The following is a 15,928-nucleotide window of genomic DNA, read 5'->3' on the forward strand; positions in this document are numbered from 1 at the left end:
CCGCCATGGCCAGGGCCATGGCGGCAAGGGAACCGAATCATGCGCTATATCAGTACCCGCGGGCGCTCGCCCGCGCTCTCCTTCGAGGACGTGGTGCTTACCGGCCTGGCCAGCGATGGCGGCCTCTATGTGCCCGAGACCGTGCCGCAGTTCTCCCGCGAGGCGCTGGCCGAGATGGCCGGGCTCTCCTACGCCGAGATCGCCTTCCGGGTGATGAAGCCCTTCGTCAACGGCGAGATCGACGACGAGACCTTCCGTCGCCTGGTCACCGAGGCCTACGCCACCTTCAGTCACGACGCCGTGGTGCCGCTCAATCAGCTCGATGCCAATCACTTCCTGCTCGAGCTCTTCCACGGCCCGACGCTGGCCTTCAAGGACGTGGCCCTGCAGCTGCTCGGGCGTATCCTCGATTACTTCCTGAAGAAGCGCGGCGAGCGGGCGGTCATCATGGGCGCCACCTCCGGCGATACCGGCTCCGCGGCCATCGAGGGCTGCCGCCACTGCGACAACCTCGACATCTTTATCCTCCACCCGCATAACCGGGTCTCCGAGGTGCAGCGTCGCCAGATGACCTCGGTGCTGGCGGACAACGTCTTCAATATCGCCATCGAGGGCAACTTCGATGACGCCCAGGCGATGGTCAAGGCGAGCTTCGCCGACCAGGGCTTCCTCGACGGCACCCGGCTGGTGGCGGTCAACTCCATCAACTGGGCGCGGATCATGGCCCAGATCGTCTACTACGTGGCCGCCGGCGTGGCCCTGGGCGCCCCCCACCGCAAGGTGAGCTTCTGCGTGCCCTCGGCCAACTTCGGCAACGTCTTCGCCGGCTTTATGGCCTACCGCATGGGCCTGCCGGTGGAGCGCTTCGTGATCGCCACCAACGCCAACGATATCCTCCACCGCACCCTGGCCGACAACGACTTCTCCAAGAAGGAGCTGGTCGCGACCCTGGCGCCCTCCATGGATATCGTCGTCTCCTCCAACTTCGAGCGACTGCTGTTCGAGGCCTATGATCGCGATGGCGCCGCCGTGGCCGAGCTGCTGGAGCGCTTCCAGGCGGAACCCGCGGCGCTCGCCGAGGCGCCGCTATCGCGTCTTCGTGAACGCTTCGCCAGCCATAGCGTCGATGACGCCACCATCCTCGAGGTGATCCGCGAGGCGCATCACCGCACCCAGGAGATCCTCGACCCGCACACCGCCACCGGTTATCGCGCCGCCGAGCGTGAGCGGTGCGACGAGAGCGTGCCGATGATCACCCTGGCCACCGCGCATCCGGCCAAGTTCGCCGAGGCGGTGGTCAAGGCGGGCTTCCCCGGCGTGCCGCTACCGCCGCATATGGACGACCTGCTGGAGCGCGAGGAGCGCTACACGGTGCTGCCGGCGGAGCTTTCCGCGGTACAGCAATTCGTCGCCGAGAATCGCCGCTGACACCGGTGCCAGGTGCCAAGACAACGCCCGGTTCGCCGGGCGTTGTCGTATCGAATCGATATCGAGGAAGCGAAGTGGACAGTCAGCCCCACGCCGTGGATCTGCAGGAGCGGCTACGGCCGCGGATTCAGCCGCGCCCCTTGAACCAGGCCCTATATGCCCGGGCCCAGCAGGAGGGCCTCTCGGAGCTCCAGGCGCGAATCCTCGCCGGGCGCCTCGACGACTACCGCGGCGAGCTGGCGCCACTGATCTCGCCCAGCCTGCGCCACCTGGCGCATCCCGAACGGCTGGCCGACGGCCGCCGCGCCGCCGAGCGCATCGCCCAGGCGGTGGCCGAGGGCGAGCATATCGGCATCCTTACCGACTACGACGTGGACGGCATCACCTCCCATGTGGTAATTCGCCGAACCCTGCACGAGCTGTTCGGGGTGCCCGAGGCCAAGCTGCATAGCCTGATTGGTCACCGGATCCATGACGGCTACGGCATCAGCCTGCCGCTGGTGGAGCGCACCCTCTCGCTCGCGCCGCGGCCCAGCCTGGTGATCACCGCCGACTGCGGCAGCTCGGATGAACCGCGCATCGCCCGCCTGGCCGCCGAGGGGGTCGAGGTGGTGGTCACCGACCACCACGCCCTGCCCCAGGAGGGCCCGCCGGCCTCGGCCTATGCCACCGTCAACCCCACCCGGGACGACTGCGACTACCCGGACCCGACCATCGCCGGCTGCATGGTCGCCTGGCTGACCATGTCGCTGACCCGCGGCGTACTGATCGACTGGGGCGTGTTGCCCGAGGCCACCCCCAAGCTCTCCCCCTGGCTCTCCTACGTCGCGCTGGGCACGGTGGCGGACTGCGTGTCGCTGGGCGGCAGTCCCGCCAATCGCGCCGTGGTTAGCCATGGCCTGATCCTGATCAACCGCCTGGAGGCCGCCTGCTGGCGCACCATGGCGGCGCGCCTGGGGCCCGACAGCCTGCCCTTCGACGCCGAGACCCTGGCCTTCCAGATGGGCCCGCGCATCAATGCCCGCTCGCGGCTCGACGACCCCTATGCGGCCCTGCACTTTATGCTGGCCGCCGATGACGCCACCGCGGCGCGGCACCTGGAGACCCTCGATCAGGACAACCAGTCGCGCAAGGCGATCGAGGCGGAGATGACCGAGCAGGCCAAGGCCCTGGCCCGGGCGCCGCTGGCCGAGGATGCCCCGGCCCTGGTGATCTTCCTGGAGCAGGGCCATGCGGGGGTGCAGGGCATCGTCGCCTCGCGGCTGGTGCAGGCCTATGGGCGGCCGACCCTGGTGCTGACCCCCGCCGCGGCCCCGGGCATGCTGACCGGCTCCGGGCGCTCCATCGAGGGGTTGCACCTGCGCGATGCCCTGCAACGCGCCCATGAGCTGGCCCCGGAGGCGCTACCGCGCTTCGGCGGCCACCGTGGCGCCGCCGGGGTGGGGGTGCCTCGGGAGCGGCTGGATGCCTTCCGCAGGGCCGTGCTGACGGCGGTGGCGGAGCAGCTCGGCGGCGCCGAACTCTATCCCAGGGTGCTGACCGACGGGGAGTTGTCGCCCGAGCAGCTCAGCCTCACCACCCTGGAGACCCTCGAGGCCCTGGGGCCCTATGGTCGGGAGTTCGAGGCACCACTCTTCGAAGGGGATTTCCTGGTGGAGTCGCTGCGCCCGGTGGGCGCCGACGGTAGCCACCTGATGATGGAGCTCTCGCTGGGTCGCATGAGTCGTCGGGCGATCTGGTTCCGTGCCCTGACCCCCGGCGAGCTGCCCGCCTTCGGCCTGGGCGATCGCCTGCGCTGTGCCTACAAGCTCAACCGCAACCGCTGGAAGGGGCGCGAATCGCTGCAGCTGATGGTGGAGCACGCCGAGCCGCTGAGCGCCCGGGTCAGCTAAGCCAGAACCACCAGGCGATGGCGGCGATCAGCGCCAGGCCCGCTAGATTGATTAACCAAGTCATGGGGTTGCCTCCCGCGGAGTCGTGTCGGTGGGATGGTCGCTCGGAGCGCCGAGCTTGAGCAGGCGCAGGCGGTTGGCGTTGCCCACCACGGTGATGGACGAGAGCGACATGGCGGCGCCGGCGATCATCGGCGACAGCAGCATGCCGGTCAGGGGGTAGAGCACCCCCGCGGCGATGGGAATGCACAGGGCGTTGTAGCCGAAGGCGCCCACCAGGTTCTGCTTGATATTGGTGAGGGTCGCCCGGCTGATCTCGATGGCCGCAGCGACGCCGTGCAGGGAGCCGCGCATCAGGGTGATGCCAGCGCTCTCGATGGCCACGTCGGTGCCCTGGCCGATGGCGAAGCCCACGTCGGCCCGGGCCAGGGCGGGGGCGTCGTTGATGCCGTCGCCGACCATGCCCACCACCTCGCCGGCCTGCTGGCGACGCTCGATCTCGGCGTGCTTGTCCTCGGGCAGCAGGCCGGCCTGGAAGTCGTCGATACCCAGCTCGGCGGCGATGGCGGCGGCGGTGTGTCGGTTGTCGCCGGTCAGCATCACCACCCGCAGGCCATCCGCCTGCAGGCGCCTTACCGCCGTGGCGGTATCGTGGCGTAGCGGGTCGCTGATGCCGAAGAGTGCGGCCAGTTCACCGCCCACGGCCAGATAGACCACGGTGCGGGCCTGCTTTTCCCACTGGCTGGCCCGCTCGGCGGCATCGCCCAGGTCGACGCCGGCCTCCTCCAGCAGGCGGGCATTGCCCAGCAGAAGCGCGTGGCCGTCGCCATCGCTGGCTCGGACACCGCCACCGGTCACACTCGTGAAATCGCGGACCTCGGCGGCCGTGTCACCGGCCCGCGCTTCACAGTAGCTCACCAGGGCGCTGGCCAGGGGGTGCTCGGAGCCCCGCTCCAGGCCCGCGACCAGGCCCAGTAGCCGCGCCTCGTCGTCATCGCCTCCCCCGGCAGAGAACAGATGGGCCTCGGTCACCCGTGGCTTGCCCTCGGTGAGGGTGCCGGTCTTGTCCACCACCAGGGTGGTGAGCCGGCTGGCGGTCTGCAGGGCCTCGCCGTTTCTGACCAGCACCCCCTGCTCGGCGGCCTTGCCCACTCCGACCATGGTGGAGATGGGCGTGGCCAGGCCCAGGGCGCAGGGGCAGGCGATGATCAGTACCGTGGTCGCGGTGACCAGCATATGAATGACCCGCGGCTCGGCGCCGACGTTGAACCAGGCCAGGGCAGTCAGCACGGCGATGATCATCACCGAGGGCACGAAGATGCTGGAGATGCGGTCGGCCAGGGCGCCGATGGGCGGGCGGGAGTTCTGGGCGCTGGCCACCTGTTCGGTGATCTGGCCCAGGCGAGTATCGGCGCCGACCCGGGTCGCCTCGTAGACCAGTCCGCCCTTGCCGTTGACGGTGCCGGCACTGACCTCGTCATCCACGCCCTTGGCCACCGGAAGCGGCTCGCCGGTGAGCATCGACTCGTCGACATGGCTGGTGCCCTCCACCACCACGCCGTCCACCGGCAGACGCTCGCCGGGGCGCACACGGATGTGGTCCCCCTGGCGCACCGCGTCGATCTCCACCTCCCGTTCCTCGCCGTCGCGGATCACCCGGGCGGTGCGGCTCTGCAGATCGAGCAGGCGCTTGAGGGCCTCGCTGGTGCGGCCCCGGGCGCGCAGCTCCAGGGCATTGCCCAGCAGCACCAGGCCGATCACCATGGCCGAGGCCTCGAAGTAGATGCCCTGGGCCACTTCCGGTAGCCAGGGGGCGAAGGCCACCACCGCCATGGAGTAGCCCCAGGCGGTGCCGGTGCCCATGGCGATCAGGGTGTCCATATTGGCCTGGTGATGACGGAAGTTCTTCCAGGCGTTGATAAAGAAGTGGCGGCCGGGGCCGGCCATCACCGCCAGCGTCAGCAGCCCGATTACCAGCCAGAAGAGCCGCCCCGGACCCACCGGGTGGGGGTGGAAGAAGAACATGCTGGCCATCAGCGGCACCGCCAGCGCCAGCGACCAGAAGCTGCCGTGCAGGCGGCGGCGATACTCCTTGGCGTCCTGTTCGGCGCGGGTGGCCTCGGCCTGGCGCAGGTCGACGATCGGCTCGGCTTCGTAGCCCGCCGAGCGCACCGCCCGGATCAGTGCCTCGGCGTCGGCGCTGCCATGGACCTGGGCGGTACGGGTGCCGAAGTTGACGCTGGCGGTGGCCACGCCCGGGGTGCGCTCCAGGGCCTGTTGCACGCTCTTCACGCAGCTGGCGCAGGTCATGCCACTGATCGCCAGCCGCCGGGTGGTGGCGTGCTCCGCCGCCGACGGGGCCTCATCGGCGGTCGCGGTATCGGGCGCCTCGCTGGCGTGGGCGATCTCGCCGGTCGGATAGCCGGCCTGGGCGAGGATGGCGTCGAGGGTCTCGCCATCCAGCGAGGAGGTGACGGTGAGGCGCTTCTCGGCGGGCTCGCCCATCACCTCGGCCTCGGGGTCCCGGGCCTGAATCGCCTCGCGCATGCGTTTGACGCAGCCCTGGCAGCTCATGCCGGGGACGCTGCGCTGCAGTGATGTCTGGGCGTTCATGGTGTCTCCTCCTGGGACTCGGCATCGTGCGAGGCGACGCCCAACGGTTCGGGGAAGCTCTCGATCAGGCGGCACAGGCTATGGCCATCGGGGGTGCCGTCGGGCATCGCTTTCCAGGCCGACAGCGCCTGCTCCATGCGGGCGGCCAGCGCCTCGAGCTCATGGATACGGGCGCGGATCTCCGGCAGGCGGCTGGCCAGCAGGTCGCGGACCAGGGGGCAGGGGGAGTCGCCCTGGTCGGCATGGGCGAGGATGTCGCGAATCTCGGCGACGCTGAAGCCCAGGGTGCGGGCGCGCTGAACAAAGCGCAGCCGCTCCAGGTCCCGATGGGCGTAGCGCTGGTAGCCGTTATCCGGATCGCGGGAGGGGTGTAGCAGACCCTCGCGGGTATAGTGGCGCACGGTCTCGCCGGTGACCCCGGCGGCCCGGGCCAGTTCGATCACTTTCATGGCGTCTCTCGCGGGTCGATGGTTACCGGGAGTGTAGAACCTATGAGTAACACCTAGGTCAAGCAGCGCTTGCCGGGATAGGGCGAGGTGCCCGGTGGCGACTCGGCAAGTGTTTGAAAGTTCAGGGAGTCAAACGATCGTGCGACCAAAGTATTAGCAAATATTGCATTAAAACGAACGTTTGGCCTTGATCTGCCCCCAGGGTTGCGCCAACACTGGGGGCACGTCATCGCCCGCCGGCGCGGGTTTATAACAACGCACAGCTCACCCCTGAAAAGGATGTCGTGATCATGCAGAACAAGTTCAACAAGCTCTCCTGGGCCGTGGCCATCGCCGCCGCCACCTTCGCCGGCCAGGCCAGTGCCGGCGGTTACCAGATCAACGAACAGAGCGTCAGTGGCCAGGGCTATGGCCACGCCGGGCGTAGCTCCAACGTCCATGACGCCACCATCGTCTTCGGCAACCCGGCGGGCATGTCCTTCCTGGACCGGGCCCAGATTAGTGCCGGCGGTACCTATCTCGATGTCAGTAGCGACATCACGGTCCTCGAGGCCGAAGGGAACCTGGGGGGCATGAGTACCGGGCCGACGCCCGGCACCAGCGAGGGCGATATGGTGCCCGGCAAGTTGGTACCCTTCGCCTTCTATGCCCAGCCGCTTAACGAGCGCCTGGCCTTCGGCTTCGGCGTCTATGCGCCCTTCGGCTCCATGACCGAGTATGAGGAGGGCTTTCAGGGGCGCTACTTCGGTGACTATACCGAGGTGAGGGTGGTCAGTGCCCAGCCGACCCTCTCCTATCGCATCAACGACCAGTGGTCGGTCGGCGCCGGGATTGCCTATAACCGGGTGGATGGGGAGCTACGGCGTCGGGTGCCGGGTAATCCCGCCCAGCCCTTCGACCCCTCCGCCGATATCGACTCGCGGGTCGAGGGCGACGACGATGGCTGGGGCTATAACCTGGGGGTGATCTATCAGCCGGTGCCGGAGACCACCCTGGGCCTGACCTATCGCTCCAAGGTGGATTACACCCTGACCGGCGACTTCCGGGCCTTCGATCCCGCCGGTAACGTGGTCCGCGCCGACGATGCCAGCCTGGATCTGACCACCCCGGAGACCGTCAACTTCTCCCTGACCCAGCAGATGTCGGACCGCCTGACGCTGATGTTCGGTGCCTCCTGGACCCGTTGGAGCCGTTTCGAACAGATCCTGGTTACCGGCAGCCAGGGTCAGCAGATCACCCAGGAGACCCAGGGCTACTCCAATGCCTGGGCCTTCGCCGTGGGGGGCGAGTACCAGCTGAATCCGCAACTGGCGCTGCGAGCCGGGGTGAGCCTGGATAATACGCCCACCAGCGATCAACACCGCAGCGTGCGGATTCCCTCGGACGATCGGCGGATCTTCTCCATCGGCGCCGGCTGGACGCCTATCGAGGATCTGACCCTGGACTTCGCCTACTCCTATCTCACCGAGCGGAGTACCCGAGTCAGCCAGTCCCGGGATGACCTTTACAACGGCCTCGGCGGGGCGACCTACACCGCCGACTACAAAAACGAGGCCCATGGTTTCGGTGCCCAGCTGACCTACCGCTTCTAAGTTTCGTCACCAGACGACTCAGGAGCCCGGCCCCGGCCGGGCTCCTGGCGTTTGGGGGCGTCGTGGCGGATGCGGCCCGGCGCCAGGTTCGCTACAATAATGCCCTTTCCGCGTCGCCCGACCCGGGGATGTCTCTCGGGGTGGGCGGCCGCTTGTTCACCGCAGATCGAGGCGAGACGCCCCCATGCTGGAAACCAATCCCATTCATAACCTCATCAAGGACCTGTCCGAGCGGACAGACGTCCTGAGGGGGTATCTTTGACTATGCCGAACGCAAGGATCGGCTAGAAGAAGTCTCCCGCGAGCTGGAAGACCCCAACGTCTGGAACGACCCGGACTATGCTCAGAAGCTCGGCAAGGAGCGCGCCTCCCTGGAGCAGATCGTCCAGACCATCGATGAGCTCGACCAGGGCCTCGGCGATAGCCGCGATCTGCTCGAGCTGGCCGAGATGGAGGAGGACGAGGCCACCGTCGACGAGGTGCGCAAGGAGCTCGAGGGGCTCCAGGACGCCCTGGAGAAGCTGGAGTTTCGGCGCATGTTCTCCGGTGAGATGGACGAGAACAACGCCTACCTCGATATCCAGGCCGGCTCCGGCGGCACCGAGGCCCAGGACTGGGCCAATATCCTGCTGCGCATGTACCTGCGCTGGGCCGAGCATCACGGCTTCAAGGCCGAGATCATCGAGGCCTCCGCCGGCGAGGTGGCGGGTATCAAGTCGGCGACCATCCATGTCCAGGGCGATTACGCCTTCGGCTGGCTGCGTACCGAGACCGGGGTGCACCGCCTGGTGCGCAAGAGCCCCTTCGACTCCGGCGGCCGGCGTCATACCTCCTTCGCCTCGGTGTTCCTGTCGCCGGAGGTGGACGACAGCTTCGAGGTGGAGATCAACCCGGCGGACCTGCGCGTCGATACCTACCGCTCCAGCGGCGCCGGCGGTCAGCACGTCAACACCACCGACTCGGCGGTGCGTATCACCCACGAGCCCACCGGCATCGTGGTGGCCTGTCAGAGCCAGCGCAGCCAGCATGCCAACCGCGACTTCGCCATGAAGCAGCTCAAGGCGAAGCTGTGGGAACACGAGATGCAGAAGCGCAACGCCGCCAAGCAGGAGGCGGAGGAGTCCAAGGCCGATATCGGCTGGGGCAGCCAGATCCGCTCCTATGTGCTGGATGACCAGCGCATCAAGGACCTGCGCACCGGCGTGCAGACCAGCAACTGCGACAAGGTGCTGGACGGCGACCTGGACCAGTTTATCGAAGCCAGCCTTAAACAGGGTCTCTGACCCTCGCCCATCGCGGCGGGGCGAAGGCCTCGCCGCGTGCCGGCGCGTCTTCTCCGTTTCCGCCAGCCCCTTTGCCCAAGCTTAACTCGACTACAGGTAGCGACATGGCCAACCAGAGCCCCTCCACGGATAGCCCCCAGCAGGACGAGAACCACCTGATCGCCGAGCGCCGCGCCAAGCTGGCCGCGCGCCGCGAGCAGGCCGTTGCCCAGGGGACGAGTGCCTTCCCCAATGACTTTCGCCGCGACAGCCAGGCCGCCGAGCTGATGGCCGAGCTCGGCGACAAGGCGAAGGAGGAACTCGAGGCGCTGGGACGCCGGGCGGCAGTGGCCGGGCGCATCATGCGCAAGCGTGGCCCCTTTATCGTCATCCAGGACGTCTCCGGACAGATCCAGCTCTATGTCGACAAGAAGGGGCTGCCGGCCGAGGTGCTCGAGGACGTCAAGGGCTGGGATATCGGCGATATCGTCGCCGGGCGCGGGCCGGTGCACAAGTCCGGCAAGGGCGACCTCTATGTGATGATGGAAGAGGCCAAGCTGCTCACCAAGAGCCTGCGACCGTTGCCCGACAAGTTCCACGGCCTCACCGACATGGAGGCCCGCTACCGCCAGCGCTACGTGGATCTGATCATGAACCCCGACTCGCGCCAGGTCTTCGCGACCCGCGCCGGGGTGATCAGCGCCATGCGCCGCTTCTTCGAGGCTCGCGGTTTCATGGAGGTGGAGACCCCCATGCTGCAGGCGATCCCTGGCGGTGCCACGGCACGCCCCTTTGTCACCCATCACAATGCGCTGGACCAGGACATGTACCTGCGCATCGCCCCGGAGCTCTACCTCAAGCGCCTGGTGGTGGGGGGCTTCGAGAAGGTCTTCGAGATCAACCGCAACTTCCGCAACGAAGGCCTCTCCACTCGGCATAACCCCGAGTTCACCATGATCGAGTTCTATCAGGCCTACGCGGACTATAACGACCTGATGGACCTCACCGAGGCGATGCTGCGCAGCCTGACCCAGGAGGTGCTGGGCACCACCACCGTGGTCAATACCGTGCGTAACCGCGACGGCGAGGTGCTGGAGACCTTCGAGTACGACTTCGGCCGGCCGCTGCGCCGCCTCAGCGTCTTCGACTCGATCCTCGAGTACAACCCGGACATCCATGCCGAGGCCCTGGCCGACGAGAGCGCCGCCCGTCAGATCGCCGAGCGCCTGGATATCGACGTCAAGGATGGCTGGGGCCTGGGCAAGGTCCAGATCGAGATCTTCGAGAAGACCGTGGAGCATCGTCTCCGTGAGCCCACCTTCATCACCGAGTACCCCACCGAGGTCAGCCCGCTGGCGCGGCGCAAGGATTCGAACCCCTTCGTCACCGAGCGTTTCGAGTTCTTCGTCGGCGGCCGCGAGATCGCCAACGGCTTCTCCGAGCTCAACGACGCCGAGGACCAGGCCGAGCGTTTCCGCGAGCAGGTGGCCGAGAAGGAGGCCGGCGACGACGAGGCGATGTATTACGACGCCGACTATGTGCGCGCCCTCGAATACGGCCTGCCGCCCACCGCCGGCGAGGGGATCGGTATCGATCGCCTGGTGATGCTGCTCACCGACAGCGCCTCGATCCGCGATGTGTTGCTGTTCCCGGCCATGCGCCCCGAAGGCGATTGAAGGGGGGCGCCTCCTTCCGTGGGGGCGCATGAACCGGGGCGGGAAGTGTTGGTAACTGCGAGCCCTTGCGCCCATAATGCCCAGGAATCGTCATCGAGGAGAGTGCGATGAAACTGCTCAACCGCTCCGCCCTGAGCGTCAAGCCGACCCAGCCCTTCCTGGACTGGATCAACTCCCTAGAGCCCACGGTGGGCGAGGATGACCTGACCCTCGATGACATCGATCGGGAAAGCACCGTCTACCTGATCCCCGAGATGGATGCCCCGGAGGCCCTGCAGGCCTTCGTCCGGGAGCGCTACCTGGAGATCCTCGAGACCGAGCTGCGGGCCTGGGAAGAGGACGAGCGCCTCTGGCCCGAGACCCTCGACTGGGCGCTCTTCCAGCGCTTCCTGCGGGTCGAGCACAGCTATCTGGCCATGGACCTGGACGATGAGGCGCCCCTGGAAATCTCCGAGTTCGACGATGCCCTGCTGATGGAAAGCGACCCGGATTAAGCGGATCGCCTCACCGTCCTCCAAGACCGGCCGCGGCCGGTCTTTTCGTTGCGCTGGTACAAACGGAACCTCATGAGCCGACTCTTCTCCACCCGTCCCGGCGACGATGGCCTGCCGGGCCCCGAGCGCCGCCTGGCCGTCCTGACCCTGGTGCTGGGCACCCTGATCACGGTGGTGGACGTCACCATGATCAACGTGGCCCTGCCCTCCATCGCCCGCGACCTGATCATCTCCGAGGCCCGAGCGGTGTGGGTGGTGACCAGCTTTCAACTGGTGTGTGGCGCCAGCCTGCTGCTGTGCGCCGCCCTGAGCGAGCTGCTGACCCGGCGTCGCCTCTACCTCTCGGGGCTGCTGCTGTTCTCCGTCGCCTCCCTGGGCGCCGCCCTCTCCGAGCGCTTCGAGACCCTGCTGCTGTTCCGCGCCCTCCAGGGGCTGGGGGCCGCCGCCACCCTTTCCATTGGCCCCTCCATCTATCGACAGGTCTTCCCCTCGCGGCTGCTGGGGGCGGCCATGGGCTTCAGCGCCATGGTGGTGGCGGTGGGCTATGCCTCGGGGCCGGCCCTGGGTGGGCTGGTGCTGGCCGTCGCCGACTGGCCCTGGCTGTTCGCCCTCAATGTGCCCCTGGGGCTGATCGCCGCCATGCTGGCCTGGCGAGCGCTGCCTGCCGAGCCGCGCCGCCAGGGTGGCTTCGATCTGGCCGGGGCCCTGCTCTCGGCGGCGATGCTGGTGAGCTTCTTTCTGGCCATGGACGCCCTGGGCCATGGCGACGCCTGGGGGCTGGCATTGCTGGCCTTGAGCCTGGCCTGTGGCGTCGCTTTCCTGGCCCGCCAGCGTCGCGCCCGTTATCCGCTGCTGCCGCTGGGGCTCTTCCGCGAACCGCGCTTCGCCCTGGGCATCCAAGCCCAGGGGCTGACCTTCATCGCCCAGGGGCTGGTCTTCGTCGCGCTCTCCTTCTACTACCAGAAGGAGCTCGGCTACTCGCCCCTGCAGACCGCCTGGCTCTTCACCCCCTGGCCGCTGATCATCATGCTCACCGCGCCCCTGGCCGGACGCCTGGCGGATCGTGTCAATCCGGCCCTGCTGGCCAGCACCGGGCTAGGGCTGCTGATGAGCGGCCTGGCGGCCCTGGCGCTGCTGGGGCCCGAGGCGAGCCTCGCCGATAGCCTGTGGCGCATGGCGCTATGTGGCCTGGGTTTCGGGCTCTTCCAGGCCCCCAACAACCGCGAGCTGATGAGCAGTATCCCCCGGGAACGCAGCGCCAACGCCTCCGGGGTGATGAGCACCACCCGCACCCTGGGGCAGTCCCTGGGGGTGGCCGTGGTCGGCCTGGTGCTGGCCACCGGTTGGCTGGCCTCGGTGCAGGCGACCCTCTGGCTGGGCTGCCTGGCCTGCCTGCTGGCCCTGCTGGCCAGCCTGCGGCGCCTGCCGTTGAGTGAGGCGGCGCGCCGCGAGGACCATCGTCGGCGCCTGGCCGAATGAGTACAATGGAGGTCCTTTTCCTCTCCCCTAGCGAGGCTCCCATGAGCGTACAGGCGTCCATCGAAGCGAAACTCCAGGCCCTCGAGCCCAGCATGCTGTTGGTGGAGAACGAGAGTCACAAGCACCATGTGCCGCCGAACTCCGAGACCCACTTCAAGGTGACCCTGGTCTCCGAGCGCTTCGGCGGCATGCTGCCGGTCAAACGCCACCAGCAGATCTACGCCCTGCTGGCCGACGAACTGGCCGGCCCCGTGCATGCCCTGGCATTGCATCCCTATACCCCGGAGGAGTGGGCCGCCCGGGGCGGCGAGCGGCCCGATTCCCCGAACTGTCGCGGCGGCGGCCGGTGATCAACGAGCCGCAGCGCCTCCAGTACCTGGAGGCCATGGGACTGACCGCCTGGACGGCCCGCTATCGGCTGCCCGGGGCGGCCGAGACCCCGGCCTGCGACTGGCCCGAGGAGGCGCCGGTGGCGGCTCAGGCACCCCGGGCCCGCCTGCAGGCGCTGCTGCAGGAGCCCGCGGCGCCCTCCCGCGAGCCCGCCGAGGCGACGCCCAAGGTATCGCCCCAGACATCGCCCCAGGCATCGCCCGAGACGACTGCCGGGCCTGGGCGGGCCAAGGCCCTGCTGGGCGAGGCTCCCCAGGCCCCGGCTGCCACGCCGCCTGAGGCCCACTCCGCCCAGACCGCGGCCCCCGCCGCTTCGCCGGTGGCACCTCAGCAGGCGCTGCGCTTCTCCGTACGGCTGATGGCCCTGGAGGGGCGCTGGCTGGTGCTCCTCCCCGAGGCGCCGGATGCCATGCAACAGCGACTGCTGAATAACCTGGGGCGTGCCGCCGGCCTGCCCCTGGCGGCGCCCTGGCAGCGCTTCGACTGGCCGCTGATGGAGGAGCTGCCGGTGGAGGCGCCTCTGGAGGAGGCCCGGGAGGGGTTCAAGGCCTTTATCGCCGGGCGTGGCTGGTACCCGGAGCGGCTGCTGGTGTTCGGTCTCTCGCCGGAGCTTGGCCGGGTGCTGGCCATCGATGGCGAGCGCAGCGAGGGCCTGGCGCTACCCGCCTGGCAGGGGCCGAGCCTCGCCGAGCTGGCCCGGGATGGCGAGGCCAAGCGGGCCCTGTGGCCGCGGCTGTTCGCCCTGGGCCAGGCCTGGGCCGGCGATGGCGATGCCTGAGCTCGTGCGCCTGGTCGGGGGAGACCTCCCGGACCTGCTGGCCCTGGAGCGGGCCGGGCAGCCCCACCCCTGGAGCGAGCGCCAGTTGGCCGATGCCCTGGAAGATGAGGCGGCCCGGGTCAGGGGCGTACGCGACGGGGAGACACTGCTGGGGCAGGCGATCGTCTATCGGCTGCCCTTTGAGGCGGAGCTTCAGGCCATCACGGTGTCGCCTCGGGCCCGGCGGCGCGGCCTGGCGCGGCTGCTGCTGGAGAGCGTGGTCGAGACGGCGAGGGGGTGGGGGAGCGAGCGGTTGCTGCTGGAGGTACGAGCCGGCAATGCGCCGGCCCTGGCGCTCTATCGGGCCGCCGGTTTCACGGAGGACGGGCGCCGCCGGGGCTACTATCCGGGGGTGGCCGGGGCGCCCCGGGAGGACGCCGTGCTGATGTCGCTCGCGCTGGCACCCCCGGCGGAGATGGCTTAGGACTGACTACCGCCGTCCAGCTCCTGGAACTTGCTCAACAGGCCATTGAGGCGACGCTGCCACTCGTCGTGCTCCTGCTTCAGGCGGCTGTTTTCTTCGCGCAGCTCCTCGGCTTCCATCTTCAGCAGTTCCAGGGCCTCCACGGCCTGGGACACCTTCTGTTCGAGCTGGTTGAAGAGTTCGATACTCATCCTGTTTCTCCTGATCGCTGGGCGTGTGGCATGAGCCTACAGGGCGCAGCGTACGATGGCTGGCGCGGCTCAGCAAGCGTCGCCGGCCGGCGACGGCGGGGCCTGGCGCCACTGGCGTTGGTAGAGGCGTCCCAGGGTATCGCCGGCCTTGACCTCCCGATGCAGTCGCCAGTGGGCCGGCACCCTTAGTGCCAGCTCCTGCTCCACCTCCACATAGATCCATGCCTCGGGGGCGAGCCAGCCATTCTCCTCCAGGCCGATACAGGCCGCCTCCGCCAGCCCCTGGCGAAAGGGCGGGTCGAGGAAGACCAGGTCGAAGAGGGTGGCGGGGCCGGCCAGGAAGGCCTCCGCGGCCTGGGTCAGGACCCGGCCCCGCTCGTCAGCCCCGAGGGTCGCCAGGTTGGTGCCGAGCCCCTGGGCTACCCGCGGTTCGCGCTCCACGAAGCAGGCCTGCCGGGCGCCCCGGGAGAGCGCCTCCAGGCCCAGGGCGCCGGTACCGGCATAGAGGTCCAGCACCCGGGCGCCGGGCGTCACCCCGGTCAGCCAGTTGAACAGGGTCTCGCGGACCCGGTCGGGGGTGGGGCGCAGGCCGGGGCTATCGGGCACCGGCAGCTGGCGGCGGCGATAGTCGCCGCCGATGATGCGTAGCTTGCCGCGGCCCGCCGGGCCAGATCCTGAAGCGGTCCCCCGGGACGAGGCGCGGCGCTGGCGAGAGGAAGAAGAAGGGCGTCGTTTCATGGCGGGGATTGTACCCCCGGCCTTCTCCCTAGTCATGGCCGGGGTCGTGCCTCTGGCCTTATCCACAGTAATGGTTGGCGGTGGCGAGAGGAGGATGTGGCTCGATGTGTAAGGGGAATGCGTATCCCTCCGGCCTTATCCACATCCACAGTAATGATTGGCAGTGGTAGGATGAGCCGATTCTTCAGACCTCGAGGTCAGATCCCCCCATGTTCGGATTTTTCAAGCGCAAGAAGAAACAGGAAGAGCAGCAGCAACAGCCCGATGAGGCCCGGCTGGAGGAGTCCCAGGCGCCCGAGAGTGAAGCGGCAGGTGCCGAGGGCGAAGCCGAGACGCCGGTCACCGAGGCCGCGCCCGAGGTAGAGGTTCCGTCGCACGTCGACGAGACTGTCTCGCCTGAGCCTGAGCCTGAGCCTGAGCCTGAGCCTGAGCCTGAGCCTGAGCCTGAGCCTGAGCCTGAGCCTGAGCCTGAGCCTGAACCTG

The 15,928-nt window shown here is 68.4% G+C and carries 15 protein-coding genes; 10 read left to right on the plus strand and 5 right to left on the minus strand.

The window, feature by feature from the left end; all coding sequences use genetic code 11:
* Positions 1-39: 39 nt before the first annotated feature.
* Both thrC and HPA02_RS11775 read left to right on the plus strand, forming a co-directional pair.
* A complete protein-coding gene (gene thrC / locus HPA02_RS11770; protein ID WP_146803394.1) occupies positions 40-1,428 on the plus strand; it encodes a threonine synthase in 1,389 nt (462 codons plus the stop codon).
* 74 nt (positions 1,429-1,502) lie between these two features.
* Entirely contained in the window at positions 1,503-3,320 is a 1,818-nt protein-coding gene (locus HPA02_RS11775) for a single-stranded-DNA-specific exonuclease RecJ (RefSeq protein ID WP_244945917.1), read from the plus strand.
* A gap of 60 nt (positions 3,321-3,380) precedes the next feature.
* Here the strand turns inward: HPA02_RS11775 and HPA02_RS11780 are convergent, their stop codons facing one another.
* Together HPA02_RS11780 and HPA02_RS11785 are read right to left on the minus strand one after the other, a co-directional pair.
* Positions 3,381-5,933 (minus strand): heavy metal translocating P-type ATPase, encoded by a 2,553-nt coding sequence (locus tag HPA02_RS11780; RefSeq protein ID WP_244945918.1) that lies wholly within the window; start codon positions 5,931-5,933, stop codon positions 3,381-3,383.
* Positions 5,930-6,382 carry a MerR family transcriptional regulator gene (locus tag HPA02_RS11785; protein ID WP_146803395.1) on the minus strand — a complete coding sequence of 151 codons (453 nt, stop codon included), beginning with the start codon at positions 6,380-6,382 and terminating at the stop codon, positions 5,930-5,932. Before HPA02_RS11785 ends, HPA02_RS11780 begins: the two co-directional genes overlap by 4 nt.
* A gap of 290 nt (positions 6,383-6,672) precedes the next feature.
* On the opposite strand from HPA02_RS11785, the gene HPA02_RS11790 reads away from it, so the two are divergent.
* The 8 genes from HPA02_RS11790 (at position 6,673) to rimI (ending at position 14,516) form a co-directional block, all read left to right on the plus strand.
* On the plus strand, positions 6,673-7,974 hold the full coding sequence (locus HPA02_RS11790; RefSeq protein ID WP_146803396.1) for an OmpP1/FadL family transporter: 1,302 nt from the start codon (positions 6,673-6,675) through the stop codon (positions 7,972-7,974).
* Between the two features lie 184 nt (positions 7,975-8,158).
* A protein-coding gene (prfB, locus tag HPA02_RS11795; RefSeq protein ID WP_186809974.1) for a peptide chain release factor 2 occupies positions 8,159-9,257 on the plus strand; the annotation gives its coding sequence in 2 pieces (ribosomal slippage) (positions 8,159-8,233 and positions 8,235-9,257; 1,098 coding nt in all).
* 104 nt (positions 9,258-9,361) lie between these two features.
* Positions 9,362-10,912, plus strand: a complete 1,551-nt coding sequence (gene lysS / locus HPA02_RS11800; protein WP_146803397.1) for a lysine--tRNA ligase — start codon at positions 9,362-9,364, stop codon at positions 10,910-10,912.
* 107 nt (positions 10,913-11,019) lie between these two features.
* A complete protein-coding gene (locus tag HPA02_RS11805; protein ID WP_146803398.1) occupies positions 11,020-11,406 on the plus strand; it encodes a hypothetical protein in 387 nt (128 codons plus the stop codon).
* A 72-nt stretch (positions 11,407-11,478) separates the two neighbouring features.
* Positions 11,479-12,885 (plus strand): MFS transporter, encoded by a 1,407-nt coding sequence (locus HPA02_RS11810; protein WP_146803399.1) that lies wholly within the window; start codon positions 11,479-11,481, stop codon positions 12,883-12,885.
* Between the two features lie 41 nt (positions 12,886-12,926).
* Positions 12,927-13,235, plus strand: coding sequence for a BolA family protein (locus HPA02_RS11815; protein WP_146803400.1), 309 nt, complete (start codon positions 12,927-12,929; stop codon positions 13,233-13,235).
* Positions 13,232-14,053 (plus strand): hypothetical protein, encoded by an 822-nt coding sequence (locus tag HPA02_RS11820; protein WP_146803401.1) that lies wholly within the window; start codon positions 13,232-13,234, stop codon positions 14,051-14,053. Before HPA02_RS11815 ends, HPA02_RS11820 begins: the two co-directional genes overlap by 4 nt.
* On the plus strand, positions 14,046-14,516 hold the full coding sequence (gene rimI / locus HPA02_RS11825) for a ribosomal protein S18-alanine N-acetyltransferase (protein ID WP_307725136.1): 471 nt from the start codon (positions 14,046-14,048) through the stop codon (positions 14,514-14,516). Before HPA02_RS11820 ends, rimI begins: the two co-directional genes overlap by 8 nt.
* On the opposite strand, the gene HPA02_RS11830 is transcribed toward rimI, so the two are convergent.
* The 3 genes from HPA02_RS11830 to HPA02_RS18235 form a co-directional block, all read right to left on the minus strand.
* A complete protein-coding gene (locus HPA02_RS11830; protein WP_146803403.1) occupies positions 14,513-14,707 on the minus strand; it encodes a cell division protein ZapB in 195 nt (64 codons plus the stop codon). The two genes, rimI and HPA02_RS11830, sit on opposite strands and share 4 nt — an antisense overlap.
* Positions 14,708-14,776: 69 nt before the next feature.
* Complete coding sequence (gene rsmD, locus HPA02_RS11835; RefSeq protein ID WP_146803404.1) at positions 14,777-15,445, minus strand: 16S rRNA (guanine(966)-N(2))-methyltransferase RsmD; 669 nt, start codon at positions 15,443-15,445, stop codon at positions 14,777-14,779.
* 197 nt (positions 15,446-15,642) lie between these two features.
* Positions 15,643-15,928: hypothetical protein (locus HPA02_RS18235; protein WP_186809975.1), on the minus strand; the 286-nt coding region annotated here is incomplete at its 5' end.

The sequence above is a fragment of the Bisbaumannia pacifica genome, assembly GCF_007989625.1.
In the GTDB taxonomy this organism is placed as follows: Bacteria; Pseudomonadota; Gammaproteobacteria; order Pseudomonadales; family Halomonadaceae; genus Bisbaumannia; species Bisbaumannia pacifica.